This window comes from Saccharospirillum sp., from assembly GCF_039982735.1.
GTDB lineage: Bacteria > Pseudomonadota > Gammaproteobacteria > Pseudomonadales > Natronospirillaceae > Saccharospirillum.
The window spans coordinates 1-25,802 of sequence record NZ_JBDWXV010000025.1; the positions used below are offsets into that span (position 1 = coordinate 1).

20 protein-coding genes and 1 tRNA gene are annotated in these 25,802 nt (G+C 56.0%); 7 read left to right on the plus strand and 14 right to left on the minus strand.

All coding sequences use genetic code 11. The features are described 5' to 3' along the window. Window positions 1–161 precede the first annotated feature (161 nt). From ABJT94_RS20335 to ABJT94_RS20400, 14 genes are all read right to left on the minus strand, one after another. Window positions 162–710 carry a hypothetical protein gene (locus ABJT94_RS20335; protein WP_348476576.1) on the minus strand — a complete coding sequence of 183 codons (549 nt, stop codon included), beginning with the start codon at window positions 708–710 and terminating at the stop codon, window positions 162–164. 37 nt (window positions 711–747) lie between these two features. Beyond that, complete coding sequence (locus tag ABJT94_RS20340) at window positions 748–1,227, minus strand: GNAT family N-acetyltransferase (protein WP_348476577.1); 480 nt, start codon at window positions 1,225–1,227, stop codon at window positions 748–750. A gap of 27 nt (window positions 1,228–1,254) precedes the next feature. Continuing rightward, window positions 1,255–1,932, minus strand: a complete 678-nt coding sequence (locus ABJT94_RS20345; RefSeq protein ID WP_348476578.1) for a hypothetical protein — start codon at window positions 1,930–1,932, stop codon at window positions 1,255–1,257. Window positions 1,933–2,020: 88 nt separating this feature from the next. Continuing rightward, the gene (locus tag ABJT94_RS20350) at window positions 2,021–2,365 is read right to left on the minus strand and encodes a hypothetical protein (protein WP_348476579.1); all 345 of its coding nucleotides are present in this window, start codon (window positions 2,363–2,365) and stop codon (window positions 2,021–2,023) included. A 249-nt stretch (window positions 2,366–2,614) separates the two neighbouring features. Beyond that, window positions 2,615–3,616, minus strand: coding sequence for an IS110 family transposase (locus ABJT94_RS20355; protein WP_348476580.1), 1,002 nt, complete (start codon window positions 3,614–3,616; stop codon window positions 2,615–2,617). 707 nt (window positions 3,617–4,323) lie between these two features. Then, window positions 4,324–4,983 carry a fumarylacetoacetate hydrolase family protein gene (locus tag ABJT94_RS20360; protein WP_348476582.1) on the minus strand — a complete coding sequence of 220 codons (660 nt, stop codon included), beginning with the start codon at window positions 4,981–4,983 and terminating at the stop codon, window positions 4,324–4,326. 63 nt (window positions 4,984–5,046) lie between these two features. After that, window positions 5,047–6,273 carry a maltose ABC transporter permease MalG gene (malG, locus tag ABJT94_RS20365; RefSeq protein WP_348476583.1) on the minus strand — a complete coding sequence of 409 codons (1,227 nt, stop codon included), beginning with the start codon at window positions 6,271–6,273 and terminating at the stop codon, window positions 5,047–5,049. 10 nt (window positions 6,274–6,283) lie between these two features. Continuing rightward, on the minus strand, window positions 6,284–7,870 hold the full coding sequence (gene malF / locus ABJT94_RS20370; protein WP_348476584.1) for a maltose ABC transporter permease MalF: 1,587 nt from the start codon (window positions 7,868–7,870) through the stop codon (window positions 6,284–6,286). A 288-nt stretch (window positions 7,871–8,158) separates the two neighbouring features. Further along, on the minus strand, window positions 8,159–9,340 hold the full coding sequence (gene malE, locus ABJT94_RS20375; protein WP_348476585.1) for a maltose/maltodextrin ABC transporter substrate-binding protein MalE: 1,182 nt from the start codon (window positions 9,338–9,340) through the stop codon (window positions 8,159–8,161). Between the two features lie 426 nt (window positions 9,341–9,766). After that, entirely contained in the window at window positions 9,767–10,282 is a 516-nt protein-coding gene (locus ABJT94_RS20380; protein WP_348476586.1) for a hypothetical protein, read from the minus strand. A 362-nt stretch (window positions 10,283–10,644) separates the two neighbouring features. Then, window positions 10,645–11,874, minus strand: coding sequence for a phosphoglycerate dehydrogenase (gene serA, locus ABJT94_RS20385; protein ID WP_348476587.1), 1,230 nt, complete (start codon window positions 11,872–11,874; stop codon window positions 10,645–10,647). A gap of 502 nt (window positions 11,875–12,376) precedes the next feature. After that, window positions 12,377–14,206: a protein kinase gene (locus ABJT94_RS20390; protein ID WP_348476588.1), complete on the minus strand. Its 1,830-nt coding sequence runs from the start codon at window positions 14,204–14,206 to the stop codon at window positions 12,377–12,379. Between the two features lie 315 nt (window positions 14,207–14,521). Beyond that, window positions 14,522–15,250 carry an RNA methyltransferase gene (locus tag ABJT94_RS20395; RefSeq protein WP_348476589.1) on the minus strand — a complete coding sequence of 243 codons (729 nt, stop codon included), beginning with the start codon at window positions 15,248–15,250 and terminating at the stop codon, window positions 14,522–14,524. Beyond that, window positions 15,247–16,884 (minus strand): NAD(P)/FAD-dependent oxidoreductase, encoded by a 1,638-nt coding sequence (locus ABJT94_RS20400; protein ID WP_348476590.1) that lies wholly within the window; start codon window positions 16,882–16,884, stop codon window positions 15,247–15,249. Before ABJT94_RS20400 ends, ABJT94_RS20395 begins: the two co-directional genes overlap by 4 nt. Window positions 16,885–17,232: 348 nt before the next feature. Here ABJT94_RS20400 and rlmE point away from each other — a divergent pair, with 348 nt between their 5' ends. From rlmE to ABJT94_RS20435, 7 genes are all read left to right on the plus strand, one after another. Beyond that, window positions 17,233–17,853, plus strand: coding sequence for a 23S rRNA (uridine(2552)-2'-O)-methyltransferase RlmE (gene rlmE, locus ABJT94_RS20405; protein ID WP_348476591.1), 621 nt, complete (start codon window positions 17,233–17,235; stop codon window positions 17,851–17,853). A gap of 479 nt (window positions 17,854–18,332) precedes the next feature. Next, entirely contained in the window at window positions 18,333–19,988 is a 1,656-nt protein-coding gene (gene ettA, locus ABJT94_RS20410; protein WP_348476592.1) for an energy-dependent translational throttle protein EttA, read from the plus strand. A gap of 82 nt (window positions 19,989–20,070) precedes the next feature. Continuing rightward, complete coding sequence (locus ABJT94_RS20415) at window positions 20,071–22,047, plus strand: EAL domain-containing protein (RefSeq protein WP_348476593.1); 1,977 nt, start codon at window positions 20,071–20,073, stop codon at window positions 22,045–22,047. Between the two features lie 406 nt (window positions 22,048–22,453). Further along, a tRNA-Leu gene (locus ABJT94_RS20420) sits at window positions 22,454–22,538 on the plus strand. Window positions 22,539–22,742: 204 nt separating this feature from the next. Beyond that, complete coding sequence (locus tag ABJT94_RS20425) at window positions 22,743–23,819, plus strand: PfkB family carbohydrate kinase (RefSeq protein ID WP_348476594.1); 1,077 nt, start codon at window positions 22,743–22,745, stop codon at window positions 23,817–23,819. Continuing rightward, on the plus strand, window positions 23,816–24,727 hold the full coding sequence (locus ABJT94_RS20430) for a pseudouridine-5'-phosphate glycosidase (RefSeq protein ID WP_348476595.1): 912 nt from the start codon (window positions 23,816–23,818) through the stop codon (window positions 24,725–24,727). The genes ABJT94_RS20425 and ABJT94_RS20430 overlap by 4 nt, the downstream gene beginning before the upstream one ends. Before the next feature lie 363 nt (window positions 24,728–25,090). Then, window positions 25,091–25,783, plus strand: a complete 693-nt coding sequence (locus ABJT94_RS20435) for an ABC transporter substrate-binding protein (RefSeq protein WP_348476596.1) — start codon at window positions 25,091–25,093, stop codon at window positions 25,781–25,783. The last annotated feature ends 19 nt before the right edge of the window (window positions 25,784–25,802 follow it).

Genomic DNA, 25,802 nt, shown 5'->3' on the forward strand with positions numbered 1-25,802 from the left:
GTCAGGTTGGTAGCTCATTTTGACAGCCCGGACTTTGAACTCAGTTGAATACTGCCACGTTTTACGTGGATTAGTGTACTTTGCCATAACCACCTCTAGATGTGTTATCTAGAGGTGTCCACTAAAGTGGGTGAAGTTCACAGTCCGACAACATGCGCTTGTTATGCATTTAATAAGAACTCTTCGTTGAAATCTAAAAACCTTTCTTGTGAGCCCACTTTGAATCCGAATTTGACTTCAGCACCCCAGATGAGAACGAATACTTTATAAGCCTCCCTAATCAATTCTTGAAACTCTGTTTCGAAGTTAGGTAGATCGAAAGGATCTGGGTATCCATCTTCTGTTAAATGTGCGATATATCGATTCCTATGCTTTGTCTTGATTGAATTTATAGATTTCCGAAAGTCTTTTAAGCCTTCATTCAATAATTTCTTGTCACTGTCAGACACAGAAAGTTTGTTAATATCTTTTTTTGCTGCATGGAAAGACACCTTAGACTTGTCTTCGTCAAGCTTACAGAAGTGCATAATGACCTCACTTGAAATAGCACGAATCGCTGTGATCTCTTCCAGAAGATAGAACCTTGAGCCTTCTGGAAACCGATCACCGAGATTATCAAGCTTTTCACGATAGCTGTATAAGCTTAAACAAAGCTGGTACATTTCCCCCTTCAGTGGGATATAGTCCCTTTTTAAACTCTCAGTTAACATCTACTCTCCATGCATAACGCCTTTAGCACGCGCTAGTTTACGAGTCGCCGTGCCTATAATTGTTAGTATTAGATTGATTTAACATATAGCATAGTTGGCAAGCCGTCCCAAAGGTCTTTTGTCTGAAATAATCTCTTGAAGCCAAAAGCTTCGTAAAAGGCCTTGTTTTCTTATAACCAGGGTGTGGTACTTCGTCTCCTAAAGTTTTTACATGTAGAAACTCACACTTTTTCTCTTTAGCGAGCTTTTCAGCTGCAACCATGAGTTGCTTGCCTATACCTTTGTGATGATTCTTTTGACTAATTGCCATTGAATAAATTTCAGCAGTAGTTTCGAAGTGCCAATCAATTGATATTACACCCTCCACTCTACCATCAACTATTGCCACGAACGTACTATCATCGCTTAGCTGGTTCGCATAGTCAGAATTAATTTCTTCACTTCCAAACCAACCATCAAGCTCATTAAAAATCTCATAACAGCGTGCTTTATAGTTCTTTTTATAAGGTTCGATCATGCTCATCCTTAATGTACTAACAGCTTATTATGACGACTGAACAGCAACTGCTACAAAATACCCAATGGCTCCAGCAGCTATAATCTTTGACCAATCATAAGCTACCGATAGAGCTGTAGCAGTGACTTTCTTTCGATTTCTTATATCCAATAGCAGCAAGTAATAGTATCGAAAAATTTCCATATCAAGCCTTTTAAGTCTTGCACCTTTGATACTGCTAAATCTTGCATAGAAGAAGAATTGAGAGATTATTTTCTCCAGTTTCTTCTTTGATACATCGTTTGGATCAACCATGGACTTTACGATAATACAATCCTCCTCCCATGAGTGCCTATCTGATCTATATGGAAAGATCATGAAAAACACGCTACCGTCGATACCAAACGAGGCAACCAGTGAGCAACCTTTCTCTCCTATATGCCTTTTGACTTTGTGAATAGAGCCATTTATCTCTCTATCCTCTTCGACTATAACACCGGTTTTATTTACTCCCGCGGTAAGCTGGACGGTCTCTTCATTCTTGTCATCATCATTTATGCGACTAGAAAGTCGAAACGGGTGTTGTACTGAGGATGCCTCGTTTACTGCTTCGCTGAATACATCCTGAATTAACTGCTTCGTGGAGGATGACCATGTTGTTCTCCTGGCCTCCAGCTCAGCTATACGCAGATCAAGTAAATTCTTTTCTCTTTCGATAAATTTCAAGGTCTTGTTTTCTCTTCTAAGTCATAACGCCTGGGCTCAACCGCCGGTTTGGAGTGGCAGCGGAAAACCGGTCGGTTGCAGCCCCTGGTTAGGGCTTTGCATGCAATTTCTCATAAATCATAAGTGTCTCTTCTTCGGACTCACATGAGTCGAAGCGCTCGAATAGGCTAAAAACATAAAGCCTCTCGTTCATGCTCATTCCGCCAATGCCATGAATGGCATCATCTCTGAACGAGGACCAAAGGTGGTATGCCTTCGAATGATCTTTCTCTTCCGGAATCCATACATTGCCAAGAAATCTATCGACCATTGTTTTGAGTGCCTCGGCATTGCGGTCATCCTCTTTCCATTCTTCCATGTACCTTGCGAGATCTTGAATAAGCTGCTCATCGGAAACCGCTCTGATTTCATTCGCAAGTTCATCGATTGTCATTTTGAGCCCTAACAGTTTATCTATGGACTCTCCCCGCTTTGCACGAAAATCAGAGTAACGTCTTGTGACTGCATTTATCTATTCGGTTTCACTCATTGAGTGACCAAGATGGTAGTTGCCTACGCGATCCTCATTATTCAATCGCTATCGAGTATCAAAGCTGTTATCAGGCTTTCGCGCAGTCAGTCAGGCTGACATTCATCTAATTTTCAGCAAATCATTGAGCTTCCTCTTCGTTCCTTGTAACTGCTACACCACTTTACCGGCCATAACAGCCCAAGCCATACGTGCTTGCTTCGCCGCCATCGCAATGGCGACTACATTCGTGGGTCGGCGCTCCACTAACTGGTCTACCCATTCCTTGTTTTTGCCCCGCCCTCGGTTGGCCATTAATAGTACCGTTCTAGCACTCTGTACCAGGAGTTTGCGAAGATAACCATCTCCTGTTTTGGTAATACCACCCAACTTGGCCTTACCTCCACTAGATCGCTGCCTTGGCACAAGGCCTAACCAGGCGGCAAACTGTCGACCGTTCTTAAATGGCTTGGCACTGCCAGCCGTCGCTACAATGGCAGATGCTGTCAGTGGCCCTATACCTTCCAGTGCTAACAAGGCCTTGGCTTGTTCGTTGCTCTCAGCCCACAGTGTGATCCTTTTCGTGAGAACTGATTCCCGTTCTTCAACTTGGGCAAGCGCTACCAGTTGGTTATGCAACATCTCTACAGCAAGGCTTGGCAGTCTTTCTTCATCCAAAATAGTCTGCATGTTTCTGTGAACCGCTTTTGCTCCTTTTGGTAGCGAGACACCGAACTCTAATAAGAAGCCGTGCATCTGATTAATTAGTGCTCTATGTTGCGAGACACATTGTTCTCTTAAGCGGTGCATCATTAATATAGACTGTTGCTGTTCAGACTTTATGGCTACAAATCTCATATGCGGCCTGGTCACAGCCTCACAAATTGCTTCTGCATCGTTTGCGTCATTCTTGCCCTTGCGTCGGTACGGCACAATAAATCTAGCATTCATCAAGCGAACATCATGACTTAGCTTCATCAGCTCTCTCGCCCAATATTGACTGCCTCCACATGATTCGATGCCTATTAGGCATGCAGGCAAGTTACTGAAGAACGTCAATACTTTAGATCGGGTCAGGTTCTTACGACAAATAACTTGATGGTCACTGTTTTCAATGTGAATCGATATTACCTGCTTGGCAATATCGATACCGCAATATGATGCTAGACCTTTCATACCCACCTCCCGTTTGCCCTGGCGTCAATTGGTGACGTGGACAGTATAGGAGAGAGTCCATACCATTATTCATATCAAAAAGTGTACATGATCCAGGGTCAATACAAGCACTGTCTTTCAAATCAACCGACTAAAACCCCTGCTATGTAACCTTGAATCCAAATCCCAGCTGTTCCGACCACGAGAATATCACCCGTAAAAACCAACAAATCTGTTAACTATCCAGAATAGTTCAACACTTTTGTCACATATCCACGGTGATACCCTGGATAGGTTGCACTTTTGCCACCTGATAGTGCTTTTCCACATTTCTCCTGTGGGTCAGCCAGCAAGCACAAGTGCACAACCAACCAAACCAATCAGAAGGGGTAGTGTGACTGGCATTCAAAGCAAACCACTGGATAAGAATCGAATGGACTCGCTACCGCCCGGCCGGTTACAGGGCACACCAAGGCAAAAATAAGTTGTCTAAACACCATGGCACTCTGTGATTCAGTTGGCAAGAATTTTTCTTTCAGGGGTATCGGATGTGTCCGCCCTGGGTTTGGAATGGGGTTCGGAGCTCAGGCGCCGGGTTTCAGCGCTGTAATCGATTCAAGTTCGAGGAAGAGAACCCTCTCCCCAGCCCTCTCCCATGGGATGGGAGAGGGAGCGGTTAGTTGTCAGAGCATTGCGGTTGCTTTCGGAGTGTAGGGGCTACGATGCCCTCACTCCACCAAACTACTCTGCCCCCACTCAGTCCCCTCAATCGCAAACTCAAGCCGATCACCAGCTTTCAACTTACCCACACCAGCCGGCGTACCGGTCAGCACCACATCACCGGGCTCCAACCGGAAGTCTTTCACAATCTCAGCCAGCAAATCCGGAATACTAAACAGCATGTTCTCAACACGGCCATGCTGCTGCGGTTTGCCATTCAGCTCCAAAGTGTAGCCCCAGTCACTCAGGTCTTCCGGCATCTGGTTCACCGGCAGCCAGTTACCCAACGGCAAGGCACCATCGAACGCTTTAGCCCGCTCCCAGGGGTGGCCTTTTTTCTTCAGCTCGTCTTGCTGGGTGCGGTCGGTCAAGTCCAGCGCCAGGGTGACGGCGGTTACGGCGGCCATGGGGTTTTCGGAGTGCTCGGCGGAGAGTTGCGCGCCAATCAGCAGGGCCAGTTCGGTTTCGAAATGCAGCTCGGGGCGTGGCAGGCTGATGTGCTCGCCCAGGGTCACGCAGGCGCTGGCGGGCTTGATGAACAAGAGGGGGGATTCAGGCACGGCATTGCCGAGTTCTTTGGCGTGTTCGGCGTAGTTGCGGCCCACGCATACGGCTTTGCCCATGGGCAATTGGATCGATTCGCCGGATACCCACTGGTGTTGATACATAGAGACTGCTCCCGGTTGTCGGTTTTAGGTTGTCTCTACTTTAGCGGGAAATCCGGCGGGTTACTAACCCTTCACCCCGCCGGAGGTCAGCCCGCCCACCAGGAAGCGCTGGGCAATCAGGAACACGATGGTGATCGGTACGCCGGAGAGCACAGCTGCGGCGGCAAAGTCGCCCCAGAGCTGGCTTTGGTCCTGAATGTATTGCTGGGCGCCGACGGCCAGGGTCATTTTATCGAGGTCGCTGATGATCACTGAGGCGAGCGGGAATTCGTTCACGAAGCCGATGAACGCCAGAATGAACACCACCGCCAGTATCGGCACGCTCAAGGGCAGCAGTATCTTGTAGAAGGTCTGGAACGGCGTGGCGCCGTCGATGGCGGCCGACTCCTCCATGGCCGGGTCGATGGTGTCGAAATAGCCAATCACCATGAAGATGTTCAGCGCCAGGCCACCCATATAGCCGATGATCAGCGCGGAATGGGTGTTCAGTGCCAGGAAGTCGACAAAGCCGCCCAGTTTGTCGAACAGCAGGTACAACGCAACCAGGAACAGGGTGTTGGGGAACATCTGAATCACCAGCAGGGATTTGAGCATGGGCCCCTTGCCCTTGAACGGCAGCCGGCCGAAGGCGTAGGCGCTGGTGGTCGAAAGCAGCAATATCAGCATGGCGCTGATGCCCGCTACCTTAATGGTGTTCATCAGCCAGCTCAGCACTGGGAAGGTCGGTTTGGAGACGTAGGCGTTGCCGTATTGCACGGTGGTTCGCTCGGCGCCTGCCGGAGTGTCGGGGATGATGAGCTGGCCGCTGGCCTGGCCGTCGGCGGCGATGAACACCACGTCGTCGCTGTAGCGGTCGGCCCGGTCGGCGGTATCCAGCACCAGGTGGACCGGCTCGGTGCTCGATACCACGCGCCCTACCCGGTCGAGAAAGCCGATGCTCAGGTAGGAGCGCAGCGGGAAGTACTCGGCTTCTACCCTGGGGTTGGCGGTGAGTGTCCAACGACCATCGGCGCTGAAGGTTACGTCGCCGAGGGCGTTGTTGAAGGTCACGGCGTCAACGCCATCGAGGTCTTTCTTCTGCGGGTTCATGCCTACGTAGGGTTGTTCGAACGCCAGGTACCAGTGCTCCAGCGTCGGGTTGCTGGGGATGATGGTATCGACCAGGGTATGGCCGGTGCGGAACGAGACCGAGACCAGGTACGCCAGGGGGTAAATCACGAAGGCGAGAAAGACGATCAGCACCAGGTGAGCGCCGATGACGCGTGCCTTGTGTTCGCGGGTTTTAATCATGCGGCTCTCCTCAGTGTTTTTTAACGCCGACTTCGACTTTGGCGACTCTTAAATACAGGAAGGCGATGACCGCGACGATCATGAAAATGAAGGTCGAGATGGTCGAGGCCAGTGCGAAGTCTTGCGTGTCGCCCCGGAACGCGAGGCGGTAGGCGTAGTTCACCAGCAGGTCGGTCTCACCGGCCTGGGGGTTGGAGCCGATGATGATGGGCCCGCCCTTGGTGAGCAGTTCAATCAGCACGAAGTTGTTGAAGTTGAACGCGAAGGAGGCGATCAGCAACGGCAACAGCGGCTTCAGAATCAGCGGCAATGTGATACGGAAAAAGTTGTTGAACATGCCGGAGCCTTCAAGGCCGGAGGCTTCGTACAAGTCTTTCGGGATCGACTGCAGCATGCCCAGGCACAGAATGAACATGTAGGGGTAACCGAGCCAGGTGTTCACAAACAGAATCATCGCGCGGGTGGTGTTGGGGTTGGAATTCCAGTTCGGGGCAATGCCGAACAGGCTTTTCAGAATAAAGTTGATCTCCCCGAAGTTCTGGTTGAACAGGGCCTTGAAAATCATGATCGAGATAAAGCTGGGCAGTGCATAGGGCAGAATCAGCAACAGTTGGTACAGAGCCCGGCCGCGTATGGGTTCCCATTGCACCAGGGAGGCCAGCGTTACGCCGATGATAAAGGTGGCGACCACGGTGAAGGCGGAGAACAGCATCGTCCAGGTGAAGATCTGCACGAAGGGGTCGAACATGCCTTTGTCGGTGAGGACGCGTTTGATGTTGTCGAAGCCCACGTTCACGGTGAAGCCGGGGTTCAGGCGCTGGCCGTTTTCGTCTTCAAAATAACCGGCTTCGAAGTTGGGGCTAATGACGCTGCCGGCTTGCTGGTTGATGAGGTTGCCGTTGTCGGCTAACTCATACAGCGGGTAGGTGGTGGAGAACTGAGTGAGGCGGGATTTCATCAGCTCGGTGCCATCGGGCAACACCAGCATGACCCGGTCGAGTTCGCTGCGCAGCAGAATGGCGGCGTTGCGCGGGGCGGGTTGCAGGTTGGCCAGGGTTGAGTCCAATGGCCCGCTGGCTTCGAGTGCCAGGGTGATTTGTTCCGTGTGCGTCATCGGGACCGATTGGGTCGCCACATAGGTGTCGCCGGTGTCTTCGTTTTCGACGGTGATGCGGTATTCGGCGCCGTCTTCATAGAGAACCAAGTCGTAATTCGCGCCGTCTTCGGCGGCATAGGTCTGGTTCAGGAAGTAGGACTGGGCTTGTTCAAAGCTGATTAAATGCAGGTTCGAATAATTGGTGAAGCCGATGCCCAGGGTGTAGAGAATCGGGAAGATAATAAACAGCATCATGCCGGCCAGGCCGGAGAATACGTAGCGCCACACGTAGGCGCGGTCGAACAAAAATATGTAGGCGAAGGCCGTGGTGAACAGCAGGGTGACCACGGCAAACAGGGGCTCGCCCTGGCTGTACATCACCAGCACGATGTACATAAAAAACAGGGAAATGGCGCTAACGATGCCGCGCTGCAGCCAGAGTTTCCAGCCACCCTGGGCGGCGGACTGCGGAACCATGGGGATGGCGTTGGGGTTTGCCATGGGGGGTACGGCCTCGTCGTTGAGTTCGTGTCGGGATTTGGTTCAAAAAAAGAGCTTATCCCTACATTGGCGATAAGCTCTAAAACGCTTAATAACTCAAGTTCCGGAGTTCAAATTAACTGCATCGCCATGAGCCCGCGACGGATGGCAGGGCTACTTCTGCGGGGGCGCCGTGAATACATCCATGTAGGCTTAACTTCGGCATCCATGCCTCAGATACCCCCGCATAAGTAGCCCTACCACCCGTCGCTAACCTATAGTGAACTCCGAAACTTGCTGCCTATTAAATTACTGAACAATACGAGCCGCCGCATCGTTCAACGCCGGGCCGGCTTCCTGGCGCCCTTGAACAATGGCGGTCAGTGCGGCTTCGGTGTTGCTCCAGAAGGCGCCCATTTCGGGAATGTTCGGCATCGGTTCACCGGCTTGCCAGATGGCGTAGGCATCGGCCAGGGTCTGGTTATCCTGCGACAGTTCGGCCATGAAGGCTTTGTGGGTAACGGCACCCAGGGCGCGGTCGTTGTTTACGGTTTCAAGGCCTTCCTGAGTTAGCAGGTAGTTTTCGATGAATTCGATTGCCAGGTCTTTATTCGGGGAGGCGGCGTTTATGGTGGCGGAGAGTACGCCGGTGAAACCCTGGCCTGCTTCGCCGTCGAGCGTTGGGTAGGGGCCGACCAGAATGTCGATGCCGGCTTGTTCGTACTCACCCCAGGCCCAGGGGCCGTTGATGACGCAGGCGACTTCGCCGTTTTTGAAGGCGGCATCGAATACGCCGTAGTCGACGCCTTCGGGCATGACGTCGTCTTCAATCAGATCGCGGATCATGCCCATGGCTTCAATGGAACCGGGCTGGTTGATGCCAGTTTTCTTGGCGTTGTACTGGCCGTTAATCTGTTCGAAGGCGTAGCCGCCTTTTACGGTCATAACGCCGTAGTTGAAGTAGGCGTTGTTGTACCAGTACAGCAGCGGCGCAATGCCGTCTTCAGCCAGGCCGGGGGCGGCAGCGCGCACGTCTTCCCAGGAGGCGTAGGGCGCATCAACAATGTCGGCGTTGCAGATTTGGGTGGGGCCTTCAACGGCCATGGGGTAGCCGTAAGTGGTGCCGTTGTAGGTGACGGCGCCCCAGAAGGAGTCGTCCAGTGCGTTGCGGACGTCGCGGCCGGGTTCAACGGGCGCGAGCAGGCCGGATTTGGCCCAGTCGCCAATGCGGTCGTGGGCCCAGATGAAGATGTCTGGCCCCTGGCCGATGGCGGCTTCTTTCTGGAATTTTTCGGTCACGGCATCCGGTGTTTCAACGGTGACCGGTATGCCCAGTTCGGCTTCGAGGCGGTCGCCCACGGCTTGCAGGCCGTTGTAGCCTTTGTCGGCGTTAATCCAGACCAGCAGTTCGCCTTCTTCGAGAGCCAGAGCAGAGCCTGCGGTGGTCATGGCGGCCACAGACATGGCCAGAATCAGTGTTTTTTTCATCATTGCCGTGCTTCCTTCCTGTGTCTTTTTTTGTTGTCGCGTGCGGCAGTGCACGTCGGTGTGCTTTCAACCGGAACGCGGGCAAAAATATCGGGTTGGCAGGGCCAAACACAGGCGGGTTTTTCGTCCATTGGCAAAAATCCACCCAGTCCAACCCCCTTTGGGGGGTGGAGTGAGGCAGATTCCGCAATTAATGGGGATCAATCGATGTTCGGGTTGAATACTAAAGTTCGGAGGCTGGGTTGGCTAAGTGGCACTGGTCCGCAGCGGCTACCGGAGGTGTTCCCGTGGGGTCGGGCGGAATGCCGCCCACTCAACCCGTCCATGGAGCCTAGGCCGCAGCATCCATGCTGCGGACTTCCCCACGGGAACACCTCCGGCAACCGCTGCTTGTCGCTCCAGCGCAATAGAAACTAGGGAAACAACAGATTATCGGTCAGTGGTTTCTATACCAGCCGCAGTGAAGCGATTACGTAGCTGTACTTGTGTATCCACTTCGGAATGGGCAATGCCGAGCAGTAACCACATGGTGCCGGTTGAGCTTTCACGGGTTCGGACGACGCGAAGCTCTTCGTTTAGCCAGGATAGAATCACCTGCTTGGCTTCAGTTTTCTGGTCGTCGTCAACGTCGGCAAACCAGGTGACGAGCCATTCCAGTGCCATGGCGTGCTGAACTTCCAGGCGGGCGCGTTCGATGCTGACGTTGGTTTCAACGTCGGCTGACGAGGGGGCGGAGGTTAACCGGGTTATGGGGTAGCCATCGACCTGCTGGTCGCAAATAAAGGATGGTGCAGGTGTTCGGGTGGTGTCGGGGAAGGTGCAGGTGGTCAGTTCCTGTTGCATGCCACGCGACATGCAGGCGGACAGGCCGACTACGAGGAGGATCGTCGCACCGGTTTTCAGAGTAAACCGGGCAAACTGATTGCGATGATCTGAATCGGCCATGAACTACGTTTCCCTTAGCGTTGGGATAAGAAAAAAGAGGTATGGCCAGTATGCCAGCTGTCGTTTGAAACGCTAGTGGGGAGAGGACTGTAGTGTGCGGTGCCACTATCGATGGGCACAGGTTCAATTACACCATCGAATGGCTCCCTCGCCCGTCTCACGGGAGAGGGTTGGGGAGAGGGGTCAAGTCTGGTCTTTCTAGCATTCCAATCGAAACCACTGCACGAACGGCGGCGCCTCCCCCTCTCTCTAACTCTCTCCCCCGGAGGTGGAGAGAGGGCTGGGATGTACAGCGCCAGGAGCGACATTCGTGCGCATTACTGTCTGCACATCAGACTGAAACGCGAGTTCCGACTACCAGGTCAGAACAATATACGAGCGCGCATCGTTCCTTTCACTTCCCGAACTTTATCGAGCGCTTTCAGCGAGCAGTCCTGCGCCACATCGATCACCACGTAGCCAATCTTATCCCGCGTTTGCAGGTACTGGCCGATGATGTTGATGTCGTTCTCGGAGAAGATCCGGTTAATTTCGGACATCACACCAGGGATGTTCTGGTGAATGTGCAACAGCCGGTGGGCGCTTGGGTGTGCGGGCAGGGCTACTTCCGGGAAGTTGACGGCGGAGATTGAGGTGCCGTTGTCGGAATACAGTGCCAGTTTTTCCGCGACTTCAATACCGATGTTGAACTGGGCTTCCTGGGTGGAACCGCCAACGTGCGGCGTGAGCAGTACGTTGTCGAATTCACGCAGCGGCGACAGGAATTCGTCGTCGTTGCTGCGGGGCTCGACCGGGAAGACGTCGATGGCGGCGCCGAGGAGTTTTTTCTCTTTCAGGGCGCCAGCCAGGGCGTCGATGTCGACCACGGTGCCGCGGGCGGCGTTAATAAAGACCGAGCCCGGCTTCATGCGAGCGAACTGTTCCGGGCCCATCATCCACTTGGTGGACGCGGTTTCGGGTACGTGCAGGGTGACGACGTCGCTGGTTTCGAGCAGTTCGTTCATCGAGCCAACCTGGCTGGCGTTGCCCATGGGTAGCTTGGTGACAATGTCGTAGAACTGGACATTCATGCCCAGGCCTTCGGCCAGCACACCCAGCTGGGTGCCGATGCTGCCGTAACCGACAATACCGAGTTTCTTGCCACGGATCTCAAAACTGTCGGCGGCGCTCTTCAGCCAGCCGCCGCGATGGCAGGCGGCGTTCTTTTCGGGAATGCCGCGCAGCAGCAGGATGGCTTCGGCCAGCACCAGTTCGGCGACGGAGCGGGTGTTGGAGAAGGGGGCGTTGAAGACGGCGACGCCATGGAGGGCGGCGGCGTCGAGGTCTACCTGGTTGGTACCAATGCAGAAGCAGCCAACGGCGACCAGTTTGTCGGCGGCCTCGAAGATCTCGGCGGTGAGCTGGGTGCGGGAGCGAATGCCGATGAAGTGGGCGTCTTTGACCTTTTCGATCAGTTCGGCTTCGGGCAGCGAACCCTTGTGGTATTCGATGTTGGTGTATCCGGCTTTGGTCAGGGTATCCAGGGCGCTTTGGTGCACACCTTCCAGCAACAGGATGCGAATCTTGCTTTTATCCAGCGAATTTTTGCTCATGCTCAGACTCTTGGTACCAATGAAATGGGTGGCGCGCGGATGATACCACAGCGTTTCGGCCTTACGAGGCGCCAATTACGCAATGAACTGTTCTACCTTGGGCAAAACAGGGTTCTGTGGCTCCTTGTTGAATTCGATCCGAGGCAGGCGTTCGCGACCATCACCCTTCATGGCCCTGGAGGGACGCTGCAAGTACTTCCCTGTAAGCTCGGCGGTCCCCATCCATGGGGACCGACGCCCACCAGGGCCATGAAGGGTGCTGGTCGCTTGAGTGTGGTTTCGATTGAAATTTACCGAAAGCTACAACCAGTTCATTTGGGACGATGGCTACGTTGCTGCGGAGGACTGCCGGGTATGCTCATTGGAGGCCGTTAGACAACAGGGATGTTGTCTCCGAGCCCCCATGGATGGGTTCACGGCGTGCCTCCAACGAGCATACCCGGTGGTCCACCCAACCTCCCAGGCAGCTATGCAAAGGCAACCACTGAAGAAAACCCAAGCCTCAGGAGACCAACTGGGTGTCCCTGGGGTTTCGGGGAGCATACCGAGCCGGTAGTTGGTCAATGTGGTCGAAGGTGCGGGGGTCTTTGTAGGGGAGTTTCATGAAGCCGCGCAGGCCGAGGCCCTGGATGTCTTTGACGGCGGCGAGCATTCGGTTCAGGTGGTTGCGGAAGGTGTCTTCCTGGCTGGCGTCGAGCAGGCGGTAGTAGTTGTGGATTTTCAGGTTGCGCGGCAACACTTCGAAGATGATGCAGCCGGTGTGGTGAATGCGGTCGAGCGCTTCGATCTCGTCCATGATCGAGGGCGGCAGGGTCAAGTATTCGTCGGGGTCGCGGCCGTCCTCGAAGTAGGAGTGCATGCGTTCTGTGTCTTCGCCCTGGGGCGCTGGCGTCACCAAGTAGGGGATGCGCAGACTTTTTGGGGGGATGAAGGCATCGGTTTCACGGCGGCGGTCTAGGTGCAGGGTGTCGCGGGCGTTGTACATCACCGCCTTGAACGTGCCCTGGCGGTAGACGCCGCGCGCGAGGTTGACCATGTTGTTGACCGATTGGTGGAACGAACGGCGCAGTTCCGGGTTGTGCAGGCTGAAGGCGGATTCGATGCGCACGCCGTCGGCATGCCATTTGACCGCCAAGCCGCCGACGATGGGGTAGCGGCCGAGGCGGCTAACGGCGGCGACGAAGGCTTTTTCGGTTTCGCCCATGCCTTGCAGGTAGTTTTTGTAGTATTTGTCGAGTTGTTCGTCTTCGACGTCCATCAGGGTGTCGTCGGGGTTTTCCTGGCGCAGGAAAGATTTGCGCGAGCTGTAGACGGCGGTGTCGACTTCGCGGAGGCGCTCGCTGACCCAGACCGGAATCATCGGTGCCAGGTCGTCGGCCGGGGCCATGGCGACGATGTGTCGCATGCGGGTCATGTGGCCGAGGAAGTAGTTGCCGGCCTGTTGGCGCTGGCCGGTGTCGTCGTCCATCATCGCCGCCAGCACGCGGGCGAATTCGATGGGCAGGCCGAGCGCCTGGGGTGTGATGACTTTGCGGCCGAAGCGGCAGCCCTGGCCCGAGGCAAGTGCATACAGGGTGGCGGCGGTGCCTTGTTCGTCGAACCGGGGGGATGAGAGGCCGCCGTTCAGTTGTTCATCGCCAATGAAGTACACGTCGCCGAGTTTGGCGTTGGTGTGTTGCAGGTCGGACGACATTAAGTCCATGACGCTGTTGGAGATGAACTGGTGGTCGGCGTCGAGCTGGGAGAAGACCGATGAGCCCCAGTCGATCAGTTGCACCTGCTCGGTGGCCGGGTCGAAGACGAGGTTGCTGGGTTTGATGTCGCCGTGAACGATGGGTCGCCACTGGCCCTGGGCGTCGGTTCGGGTGCGCAGGTAGCGCAGCAGGTCGGATAGTTGAGCGGCGATGTTCAGGATCAGTTGCGGAGGCAGCCGCCCGGCTTTGAGGCCGTAGTCGTCGAGGTCGAGCCCCGGGGCGCGGGTCATCACCAGTATGGCTTGTTTGCCGACGCGCACGAAGTCTTTGACCTGGGGGATTTGCGGGTGGTCGAGCAAAGATTGCAGGTCGCTCTCTTCTTCAAGCCGGTCTTGCACGTGCTGGGGCAGGTTGATGCGTGAGAATTTGAACACCAAATCAACCCCGGTGCGGGTTTTGCCGCCAAACACGAAGCCGAAGGCGCCCTTGCCGATCAGTTCGATATCCTGATACCCCAGCCGTTCCAGCTGACGCATGCAGAGCTTGATCCAGGCTTTGAGCTTGGCGGCGTCCTGATGCGAGAGCAAATAGATGCTTTGCTCTTCAGGGATGTAAAAGTGCTTGAGGCTGTGCTCCACCGGCGGGCTCCTGTGTTGAGTCTCCAGTTTGGCTAATCCTCAGTTGAGAATCCAGCTTGGTGGTTGGTCGTGTCATGAGTCAGAAATTCGGTGGGTAATTGGGTATGGTGGTTGCTTTTGGTTTGGTGGCAGGCGGACTGCCGGGTGTGTCTACTGGGGGCACGTCGTAAATACATCCATGTAGACTCGGAGACAACATCCATGTTGTCTAACGGCCCCCAGTAGACGCACCCGGCAGTCCTTCGATCATCTGTGGTTTCATCTACGCGAATTTCTGACTCATGACACTTGGGATGTTCCCTGCCAACCTTTCTATTAGCGAATCCGTTCGTACACACAAAGATTAACTGCGGACGCAAGATTCAACGATTCTATGGCACCGGAGCCTGGGATTGTGAAGGCGGTGGCGTTCAGGTCGGTTAAGGCTTCCCGGGGAACGCCTCTGGCTTCGTTACCGAAGACATAGCAGCTCACTGATTTAAAGCTGGGGCTTGTGAGTGGTTCGCCGCTCATATCCAGGCTGGCAATGCTTGAGTAACGCCCGGCTAAACTGTCCAAAGGTACATCCAACTCCATCGGTACATGAAAAATCGCGCCCATGCTGGCGCGCACGACTTTGGGGTTGTAGGGGTCGACGCTGCCGGGGCTGAGTAGGCAGCGGAAGCCACCGAACCAGGCCAGGGTGCGCAGTATGGTGCCCAGGTTGCCCGGGTCCTGAATTTCGTGGAGATAGATGGCGATGTCGGTTTTGGCGGCGTCTGGTGAGGGTGGTGCTGGGGTAATGGGCACCACGGCCACGATGCCCTGGGGCGTTTTGGTATCGCTGATCTGCGCCATTTTTTTGCTGCTGATCAGTTGGGTGCGCAGCGGGCTTTGCCAGTTTTCGTACGCTTCCGTGACCAGCAGTTCGGCCTGGCGCAGGGCCGGTTGGTGTTCGCCAGCGCGTTGCAGTTCGAGCACCAGGTGTTCGCCTTCCACCAGATAGTGGCCGAACTGGTTTCGGTATTTTTTCTGGTGCAGTTTTTTGATGTCGTCGAGTTTCACGCCGGAACACCTGTTTCTGCTCCCGCATCAGCCAGCATGGCCAGTGCCAGGGCTTCGGCGACTTTGATGCCGTCGACACCGGCCGAGAGAATGCCGCCCGCGTAGCCTGCGCCCTCGCCCGCCGGGTAGAGGCCGCGGGTGTTGATGCTTTGCAGGGTGGCGTTGTCGCGTTTGATGCGGATCGGTGATGAGGTGCGGGTTTCGATGCCGGTTAAAATGGCGTCGTCGCGGTCGAAGCCGCGAATCTGTTTGCCGAAGGCGGGCAGTGCTTCACGGATGGCCTCGATGGCGTAGGCCGGTAGCGAGGGTGCCAGGTCGCCGAGTTTGATGCCGGGCTGGTAGGAAGGTTCCACTTCGCCCAGCGTATTCGACGGGGTACTGCGAATGAAGTCGCCGACCAGTTGGGCCGGGGCGCAATAGTCTTTGCCACCCAGTTCATAGGCTTTAGATTCGAGTTGTTCCTGCAGTTCCACACCGGCGAGCGGGCCGCCCGGGAAGTCCTTTTCGGGGCTGATGCCAACCACGATGCCGGAGTTGGCGTTGCGTTCGTTGCGCGAATACTGGCTCATGCCGTTGGTGACGACCCGGCCGGGTTCGGATGTGGCGGCGACGACGGTGCCGCCCGGGCACATGCAGAAGCTGTAGACGGCGCGGCCGTTTTTGGCGTGGTGCACGAGTTTGTAGTCGGCGGCGCCGAGTTCGGGGTGGCCGGCGTATTTGCCGAGGCGGGCTTTGTCGATCAGCGATTGCGGGTGTTCGATGCGAAAGCCAATGGCGAAAGGTTTGGCTTCGACGTAGACGCCTTGTTTGTGCAACATGCGGAAGGTATCGCGGGCGCTGTGGCCAAGGGCCATGATGACATAACGGCTGTCGATGTGTTCGCCGTTTTCGAGGGTGACGCCGGTTGCCCGGCCATCATCCAGCGTTACTTCGGTGACTTTGCTTTCAAAACGGATCTCGCCGCCCAGGGCAATGATCTCTTCACGCATTTTGGCGACCACACCGGTCAGCCTGAAGGTGCCTATGTGGGGCTTGCTGACGAACAATATTTCTTCCGGTGCGCCGGCTCGCACGAATTCGTGCATGACTTTGCGGCCATAGAATTTCGGGTCTTTGATCTGGCTGTACAATTTGCCATCGGAGAACAGGCCCGCCCCACCCTCGCCAAACTGGACGTTCGATTCCGGCGACAGCTCATGCTTGCGCCACAGGGCCCAGGTGTCTTTGGTGCGGCGGCGGACGTCTTTACCGCGCTCCAGCACGATGGGTTTGAAGCCCATCTGCGCAAGAATCAGGGCGGCAAACAAGCCGCAGGGGCCGAAACCGATGACGACGGGGCGTTCGGTAATGCTGCGCGGCGCTTTGGCGACCGGGTAATAAGCCGTATCCGGTGCCGGGCGAACGTGTTGGTCGTCGGCAAAGCGCTCTAGTACGACTGTCTCGTCGCGCACTTCGAGGTCGACGATGTAGACGAATTTGATTTCCGAGTTCTTTTTGCGCGCATCGTAGCTGCGCTTGAACACGGTAAAAGACACCAAATCGTCATCCGTCAGCTTCAGCCGGGCAACAATGGCCGGGCGCAGGGCTTCGGGCGGGTGGTCGAGCGGTAGGGCAAGTTCATTAAGGCGAATCATTCTGAATCCTGGTCGGTGTCCCCGACATGGTGGCTACTTTGTGGCTGTGGTCCGCGCCGGCTACTGGGGGTGCCTCTGCGGGGTCGGCGTGAACCCATCCGTGGGGCCTAGATCGCAGCATCCTTGCTGCGAACTTCCCCGCAGAGGCACCCCCAGCAGCCGACGCTCACATCGTGGTAACTCTGGAACTAGAGTCGGCGGGAGAATGTCTCGCATGATTCACTGTGTACCGAATAGCACAGAATTATACGCACCGTGCCCGCTGGTGTCAGTGTTGTAGTTTTACGCCCTGCCCGGCCACAGCGTACAATGGCGGCTTATTCGATGAATCAGCACGGTTAATTGGCTATGGCCCGATCCAAAAGCAGCAGTCGATGGCTCGAAGAGCACGTAAACGACCCCTTCGTGAAACAGGCGCAGATCGACGGTTACCGCTCGCGCGCCAGCTACAAACTGCTGGAAATCAACACCAAGGACAAACTGATCCACCCGAACATGCTGGTCATGGACCTGGGTTCAGCGCCTGGCGGCTGGTCGCAGGTGTCGGCCAAGCTGGTGGGGCACAAGGGCCGGGTGATCGCGTCGGACATTTTGCCGATGGATTCGATTGCGGGCGTGGAGTTCATTCAGGGCGACTTCACTGAGGAAGCGGTGTTCGATGAGATTATGACTACGTTGGATGGCACTTTGGCCGATGTGGTGATCTCCGACATGGCGCCCAACATCAGTGGTGTGGATGTGGCCGACCAGGCGTCTTCTATGTATCTGGTCGAGCTGGCGCTGGATATGGCGCGTCAGGTCCTTAAGCCGAAAGGCAGTTTTGTGGCGAAGGTTTTCCACGGCGAAGGCTACGATGAGTACGTGAAAGACCTGCGAACGTCGTTCGATAAAGTGGTGATTCGCAAACCGGATTCTTCACGGGCCCGATCTCGGGAAGTGTATGTGGTTGGCAAGGGCTTTAAGGGATAAGAGAAACAGTATCGATAGTCATCGAGACTGTTTGGGTGGTTGGTCGGTGTTTGGCTGCCAGTCGGGTCGGACTGCCGGGTACGCTCCTTGGAGGCACGCCGTAAATACCTCCATGTAGGCTCGGAGACCGCATCCATGCGGTCTAACGGCCTCCAATGAGCATACCCGGCAGTCCTCCGCTAATCCGCGCCACAATTAAAGGGTCTATCTGATCAGACTTTTTGGAAAACACAGGCGCTTGTTGCGGCCTTTCCAAAGCACAACCTTTTCAATACTCTAGCGACACTCAAAATACTCACGTTGCTGTGTTGGCAACCAGCTAAGTGCCAGGTACCGGGTGTACCTGTCCGGGGAAGTCTGAGGCATGGATGCCGAAGCCTAGCCCCCAGGGACGGGTTTACGGCGGCCCCGGACAGGTATACCCGGTGCCTGGCACGAACTCACAGCAACAGACGAAAACGAACCCAAAAGGTGAACCGGTGGCTCAATACGTTTTTACTATGAACCGCGTCGGCAAGGTTGTACCGCCGAAAGAACAGATTCTGAAAGACATCTCGTTGTCTTTTTTCCCGGGGGCGAAGATCGGGGTGCTCGGTCTGAATGGCTCGGGTAAGTCGACCCTGCTGCGTATTATGGCCGGGGTTGATAAGGACTATCTGGGCGAGGCGCGGCCTCAGCCAGATTTGAACATTGGCTATTTGCCGCAGGAGCCTGAGCTGGACGAGTCGAAGACGGTGCGTGAAACCGTTGAAGAGTCGCTGGCGCATTTGAAGGATGCTCAGGTTCAGCTGGAAGCCGTGTATGCGGCCTATGCCGAGCCGGATGCGGATTTCGACAAGCTGGCGGCCGAGCAGCAGAAGCTGGAGAACATTCTGGCGGCGGCCGATGGCCATAACCTGGAAAACCGGCTGGAAATCGCGGCCGATGCGCTGCGTCTGCCGCCCTGGGATGCGCCGGTGAAGAACCTCTCCGGGGGTGAGCGTCGCCGTGTGGCCTTGTGCCGCCTGTTGCTTTCCAGCCCCGATATGCTGCTGCTCGATGAGCCGACCAACCACCTGGATGCCGAGTCCGTCGCCTGGCTGGAGCGCTTTCTGCACGAGTTTACCGGCACCGTGGTGGCCATTACCCACGACCGTTACTTCCTCGATAACGTCGCCGGCTGGATTCTCGAGCTCGACCGTGGCCACGGCATTCCGTTCGAAGGCAACTACAGCCAGTGGCTGGAGAACAAGGAAAAGCGTTTGGAGATGGAATCCAAACAGCAGCAATCGCACGAGAAGGCGGTTAAATCCGAGCTGGAGTGGGTGCGCCAGAACGCCAAGGGACGCCAGGCCAAGTCGAAGGCGCGTTTGCGTCAGTTTGAAGAACTCAGCTCGCGTGAATTCCAGTCGCGTAACGAGACCAACGAGATCTACATTCCACCCGGCCCGCGCCTGGGCGATAAGGTGATTGAAGTCGAGGGCGTTTCCAAAACATACAACGGCAACCTGCTGTATGAAGACCTCAATTTCACCGTGCCACCGGGTGCCATTGTCGGCATCATCGGGGGGAACGGGGCTGGTAAGTCGACCCTGTTCCGGATGATCGCCGGGCAGGAAACACCGGATTCGGGCGACATCACTGTCGGTGAGACGGTCGACCTGGCGTTTGTTGGCCAGATGCGCGAGCTGGATGACAGCAAGACGGCCTGGGAAGAAATTTCCGACGGTCAGGATTTGATTTCCGTGAACGGCTACGAGATTCCCTCGCGTGCCTACCTTGGCCGCTTCAACTTCAAAGGCAACAGTCAGCAGAAGTATGTGAAGCAGCTGTCGGGCGGTGAGCGTAACCGCTTGTTTTTGGCCAAGCTGCTGAAGCAGGGCGGCAACGTATTGTTGCTTGACGAACCGACCAACGATCTCGATGTTGAAACCCTGCGCGCACTGGAAGAAGCCATTCTGGCCTTCCCGGGTGCGGTGATGGTGATTTCGCACGATCGCTGGTTCCTCGACCGGGTGGCGACCCACATTCTGGCGTTTGAAGGCGATTCCAAAGCGGTATTCTTTGAAGGCAACTTCACCGAATACGATGCCGATTACCATAAGCGGACCGGTAACCAGGGCCCGAAACGCATCAAATACAAACGCATCAAATAAGCGTATCTTATAAAAGCCGGGCTCAGTCGCGTACCGTGATCTGAGCCTGCCTGCCTGTCCCGCCCGCATTACGAGGAAGACCATGAGCTCAAAGACCGGCCCACTGACCGGCCAGAAAACCCCGCTGGCAAAAAAACTCGGCCTTCTGGTCGGCCTTGGCTTCTGTTCCGGTGTGTTACTGGCCATTGCGGTCTGGTTGCTGAGCCTGAACATTCCGATGATCAGCGGCATGATGGGGCTGCTTTGCACCATCGGCAGCCTGGCGTTGCTGGTGGCTACGTTTCGGGTTTATGCGGCCATCTCGCTTTCATTGGCGCAGAACGACCAGAAACATCTGCAAAATGCGCTGATACAGGCCAAAGACATGCTCGATACCAGCAAACAGCTGCGCGACGACCATGTGCTGCTGCAGAGCGTGTACAACAACCTGACCTTCCCGGTCTGGCTGAAAGACCGCTTTGGGCGCTATCTGGTGGTGAACAACACCCTGACCAATCACTGGTGCGATGGCGTCGATGCCAAAGGCAAAACCGATGCTGATGTGCTGAACGCCCAACTGGCCGAGGTATTCATGGCGTCGGACGAACAGGCGCTGAACACCGGCCGCCACCAGGTGCTGGAGCTGAAAATGGACCTGACCGGCCAGCCTTCTCGCTGGTACCGGATTGAGCGCCACCCATTGGTCGGTGAGAACGATGCCATTGTTGGTATTCTGGGCTTTGCCATCGACATTACCGGTTACAAGGTGTCGGATGAGCGCTTGCGGGCCGATCAGCTGATCGACCCGGTGACCGAGTTTGCCAACCAGCAGGGGCTGCGCCGCTTTATCGATGAACACGATGAAGAGATAGACGATCTCTGGTGCCTGCACGTCGATATCGATCACTTCAAAGTGCTGAACGACAGTATGGGCAACGCTGCTGGCGATCAGTTGCTGACCCAGTTGTCGCAGCGCCTGAAACACCACAGCGACGAGGAGGATTTCCTCGCCCGCGTCGGTGCGGATGAGTTTGTGTTGTTCTGGTACGGCACCGAGGTGCCTTCCGATGACGACCGTGACGAGCGCCTGAAAGACCTGCACCTGCAATTGAACCAGCCGTTTTCCATTGGCGAGAGCAGCTACAGCTTTACCGTATCGATCGGCGCGGCACGCGCACCCGGCCATGGCCTGACGGCGAACGAGCTGCACCAGAACGCCGGTATCGCGCTGTTCAATGCCAAGAAAAAAGGCCGCAACCAGGTGCACTGGTACCACAGCGATTATGAAGACCAGGCCCAGCGCCGGCTGCATAAGGCGCAGATGCTGAAGAATGCGTTGAAACAACAGGACCTGGAAGTTCACCTGCAGCCGCGCATCGATTCACGCACCGGGGAAATTCTGGCGCTGGAATGCCTGGCGCGCTTGCAGGGTGAAACCGGCGATCTGATTTACCCGGGGCATTTTATTGAGCTGGCCGAGCACAACGGCTCGATTCGGGAACTGGACCGCTGGATGCTGGAGCAGGCGTTGTTGCTGATCTCCCGCCAATTGAACGAGGGTGCTCACCCGGTAGTGCTGGGTGTGAACCTGAGCGTGCAAAGCATTAATGACGATACGCTGCGCTATCTGACAGCCTGGCATGGCCGCAAGCCGGATGCGCTGCGCTATCTGGAAATCGAGATTACCGAGCACCACCTGCCAGACCAAAACGATGATTTCCGCCAGCGTCTGGAAGCGCTGGATGCCCTCGGCATTGTGCTGGCACTGGACGATTTTGGCTCCGGCTATGCGAACCTGTCGAAACTGCCGGATCTGCCGTTCCGGATCATCAAGCTCGACCAGAGTTTCATTCGGGATCTGCCGAATTCGGAGAAACAGTTGGCGGTGGTGAAGGCGATTGTCGATCTGTGCAATTCGCTGTCGATTAGCGTGGTGGCCGAAGGTGTCGAGACCGAGGAAGAACTCAATGCGGTCTCCAAGCTGGGCTGCCATTACATTCAGGGCTTTGTCTATTCCAAGCCACGCGCCCTGGCCGATGCCATCGAATGGTTTGAGCAGCGGCAGATGGCTCGTCAGTAGGCTCAAGTTCCGGAGTTCGGGGTTTATTTGGTGGTTGTGGTCCGCGTCGGCCACCAGGGGTGTCTCTATGAGGTCGGGCGGAATGCCGCCCACTCAATCCATCCATGGCGGTACGTCTGGTCCGGCACCCCGGTCTCGGGCCTAGACCGCATGATATGAATCCCCTCCATGGGATTCACCCTTCGGGCTCGCTTCGCTCATGCTAAAACGCTCCCGGCGTTTTAGTCCATGTTGCGGACTCCCTCACAGAGACACCCCTGGCAGCCGCCACTAGTCTCCCGGGCGAACTCCAAAACTTGGGCTTGGGTTAGCTGCCCTGCTTCACTCAAATCCTTCTCAGCTATTGCGCGGCCGTGACGAATTCATTACCATGCCGCTCCCTGGCTGGGGCTCCCCGGTCAGTTTTGCGGACGTGGTGGAATTGGTAGACACGCCAGATTTAGGTTCTGGTGCCGTAAGGTGTGAGAGTTCGAGTCTCTCCGTCCGCACCATTCGAAGTGAGTTACTCCCTTTCTATAAAATCGCTCAGTACCTACCCCGGTATTGTTGTGTTCCTGTGTCTGTTATCGCCGTGTTTCACCCTGGCAAAAAACTCCGCAGGTGACCGCAAGCAAAACCAACCCTTGCAATCTCCCTTGGCATGAAGGCACAATTCACACTTGTTATTTAATTAACATTTGTTAATCAGGCCGACCATGACCGATATTGAACAGCAACTTCTAGCCGCTATCCGCGCCACGCCTATGGCCACCCAGCAACAACTGGCTGATCAGTTGGGGCTTAGCCGTGAATCGGTGGCTGGACATATTATGCGGCTGACGCGGCAGGGGGTGATTCTGGGCAAGGGGTATTTGCTGCCCGATCAGGACCGGATTGTCGTGCTCGGTGGCGCCAATGTGGATCTGACCGGTCGCTGCCACTCGGCTTACCGGCCGGGCGATTCCAACCCAGGTAGCCTGTCGCAGAGCGCCGGTGGTGTTGGCCGCAACATTGCCGAAAACCTGGCGCATCTGGGTCACGATGTCACGCTGATCACGCTGCTCGGTAACGACACCAATGGCGATTGGTTGCACCAGTGCATTGCGGCCGCCGGTATTCGCACCGATGGTCTGCTGCGCCACCCCACCCTGCCCACCAGTACGTACCTGGCGATGAACGATCACCAGGGCCAGCTTATTGGCGCCCTGGCGGATATGGGCATTGCCGAGGCACTGACGCCCGAGATTCTGGCGCCGATGCGCTCGACGCTGGTCGCGGCCGATGCGGTGGTGGTTGAAGCCAATGTGCCCGAGGCAACGCTGGCCTGGCTGGCTACCCTGCCACTGAAAGGCAGGCTCTACGCCGATGCTGTCTCTACGGCCAAGGCGCCTCGTCTGAAGCCCCTGTTGCCGCATCTTAAAGTGCTTAAGGTTAACCGCTCTGAAGCCTCGGCTCTGCTGGGCGAAGCCAGCTACGAGCCGGAAACCCTGGCGCGCCGGTTGCTGGAACAGGGCGTCAATACCGTGGCCCTGAGTCTGGGTCGCGATGGCCTGATGCTGTGTACCAACCAGCAACACCACCGCCAGGGCATTTACCCGACCCACATCGCCAGCGATACCGGTGCCGGCGATGCCCTCGTTGCCGGGCTGATTCACGCCGACCGGGCGCACTGGGAACTGTCACACAAAGCGGCGTTCAGCCTCGGCTGTGCCGGCCTGACGCTCGAATCGAGCGGTGCCAACCACCCGCACCTTACCGAAACAACTGTTAATCAATGGATACTCGACCGATGAATAGCTACCTGGACATCAAACCCGAAGTGGCGGACGCTCTGGCCAATGGCCTGCCCGTTGTTGCGCTGGAAAGCACCATCATTTCTCACGGCATGCCCTGGCCGGATAACGCCACCACCGCCAAGGAAGTGGAACAAATCATTCGCGATGCCGGTGCCGTGCCGGCCACCATCGCCATCATCAACGGCCGCCTCAAGGCCGGTTTGACCAGTGACGAAATTGATACGCTGGCGAAAGCCGGGCAAAGCGTCGCCAAATGCTCCCGTCGTGACCTGCCTTATGTCGTCGCCCGCGGTGAGCATGGTGCAACCACGGTAGCGGCGACCATGATCATTGCCGATATGGCCGGCATAAGAGTGTTTGCCACCGGTGGCATTGGTGGGGTGCATCGCGGCGCCCAGCAGAGCTTTGATATCTCGGCAGACCTGCAGGAACTGGCGCATACGTCGGTGGCGGTAATTTGCGCCGGCGCCAAGTCGATTCTCGACCTAGGGCTAACCCGTGAATACCTGGAAACCCAGGGCGTGCCGGTGCTCGGTTACCAGACCGATTCGCTGCCCGCCTTCTACACCCGTACCAGCGAACACAGCGTCGACTACCGGCTCGACAGCGACACCGACATTGCGGCCTTCCTGAAAGCCAAATGGGGCATGAAGCTGAACGGCGGTGTGGTGATTGCGAACCCGATTCCCGGAGCCTACGCCATGGACCCGGCCAAGATTCAGCAGGCCATTGAACAGGCGCTTGCAGAATCGGTCGAACAGGGCATCAGTGGCAAGGAATCAACGCCTTTCCTGTTGGCCCGGGTCGCGGAACTCACCGGCGGCGACAGCCTGGCCAGCAACATTCAACTGGTGTTCAACAACGCCCGCCTGGCGGCCGGCATTGCGCGTGAGCTAATCGCCTGAGCGACCACTCTCGCTGAACACAAGCCTTGTTCTAAGCCCCCGCTTTGATCGCACGATCAGACCGGGGGCTTTTTTTGTCAATTCCTATCAAACTGCGTCCATATCCCGAATAGCGGTTGCACTAAGCTGCGCGGCTGGCTAGTTTATTGCTACGAACAAGGCAATCATTCACGCGACGAGGTCTTTCACGTCGTCGCTGCTCCAAAGCAGTGCGCTGCCCTTACAGGCGGGCACCCAATGGAGACCAGGGATCGGAATGTGCTGTAGCGGACGGGAAGTCGTTAACTCCAATAAACAGAAAAGGTTAACGTTTCAATGCAGACCCACCCCCTGGTTCGACGGCTCGCCTTAGTGTGCGCCTGTATGCTTCCGGCGACGTTGTTTGCCGAAGATTTTCCACGCATCAATCTCTATACCGAAAATTACGGCACCTTCAATTACAGCCTGACCGGCGCTGCCTACGAACACGATATTGAAGACATCGGCGGCACAGCCACCGAGATCGTCGAGAAGCTGTTCACCGAGGCCGGTATCGACTTCAAATTGCGCCTGCGCACCTGGTCGGTTGCTTATGAACGCGCGGTTGAACGCCCCAACTATGGCGTTTTTTCCACCGGGCGCACGGAATCGCGGGAAGATCTGTTTGAATGGGTGGGCCCGGTCGGTCAGTACAGCTGGATTTTACTGGCCAAATCAGACAACAACCTGAGTATAGACAGCCTCACCGATCTGCGTGGTTTGCGAATCGGCGGGTACGAAGGTGACGCGGCGACGACCTTTCTGCAGGGGCAGGGCTATGAAGTCTCCACCCTGCCGAACGAGTCACTCAACGCCCAACGGCTGGCCAATGACCTGATCGATGTTTGGATCACCTCAGATATCAATGGCTACAAGGTTGCGGAAGAAAGCGGCTACCCGGATGTCGAAGAAGCCTTTCGCATTCGAACCGTCGATTTATACCTGGCGATGAACCCGGAAACCGACCCGCGCGTCATCAATGCCTTGAATTCGGCCTATGATGCACTGATTGCCCGGGGTGAAATCACCTTCGATTGAACGGCTTTCATAAGGGAGA